Origin of the sequence: Psittacicella hinzii (assembly GCF_003585935.1) — a bacterium.
Taxonomy (GTDB): domain Bacteria; phylum Pseudomonadota; class Gammaproteobacteria; order Enterobacterales; family Psittacicellaceae; genus Psittacicella; species Psittacicella hinzii.
In genome coordinates, this window is record NZ_NRJG01000213.1 from 1 (window position 1) to 1015 (window position 1015).

The 1015-nt window shown below is 30.3% G+C and carries 1 protein-coding gene; it reads right to left on the minus strand.

The features are described from left to right. The coding region (locus CKF58_RS08260; protein ID WP_119532788.1) for a BspA family leucine-rich repeat surface protein at positions 1-803 on the minus strand (803 nt) is incomplete at its 3' end. Between the last annotated feature and the right edge of the window lie 212 nt (positions 804-1015).

Genomic DNA, 1015 nt, shown 5'->3' on the forward strand with positions numbered 1-1015 from the left:
GTCATTACTGCATTAATAGCATTTATATTCTTACTTACCCAACTTTTATAAGTTGAAGATAAAAAATATCTTTCTGGTAATGCACAAGTAAAAATCGTAGCATTACTAATATCCCAGTTTGACAAATCTTTAGAAAAATACGAATAATTGAATGCGAATTCAAATATTCTCACTTTTTTTACATTCCAGTGTGAAATATCTCCATTAAAATGACTAGAGAGAAATATTCCGCCCATAGACAACACATTGCTTACATCCCACCTCGAAATATCACCATTAAATGAACTTGCCATAAAAGTTCCTTGCATATTTGTTACGTTACTTACGTCCCACTTAGATATATCTCCTTGAAACTCTTCGTTGAATGCAAACGTTGCTTCTAAGATAGTAACATTTTTCGTATCCCATCTAGATATATCCCCATTAAAATAACCTGCATTTTGAGTTTGATTATAAAATCTATCTTTATCATCAGGTTTATTTATAAACACCTTCCTTAGGCTAGTTAACTCACTCACATCAATGAAATTAAGATCTACTTCCAAACCAACAATCCCCACATAATCATGGATAAATTTTCTTAAAACTCGATCATTAGTAATTTTAATAGTGATGTTTTCCTTTGCTAAATCCTTATATTTATATTTTGCTGGCAAATCACTATAGAGAATGTCTTTAAACACTTCTTTATTAGAAAATAAATTCTGAGTTGTTTTTACTGCATTTTGCGCAGCGGTAGTAATAGAATCTAATGTTAAACAGCTCCATACTATGAGTGAAAGCAACAATGAAATAGAAAGCACTTTAAACCTTATTGAATGATTTCATATCTAAGCCTTAAATAATCTATCCTCTTATCACTCATTTACTATCGTACAAACGCATAGCTAATGTTTACATATAGCTTGTATCAGTAAAATTTATATAATCTGAGCTGTACCCCAAAAATGAAACTCGACTGATAAATTAACTATCATCTCCCTTAAACACGTACAAAAAAAGTTTAGTTGTTAGC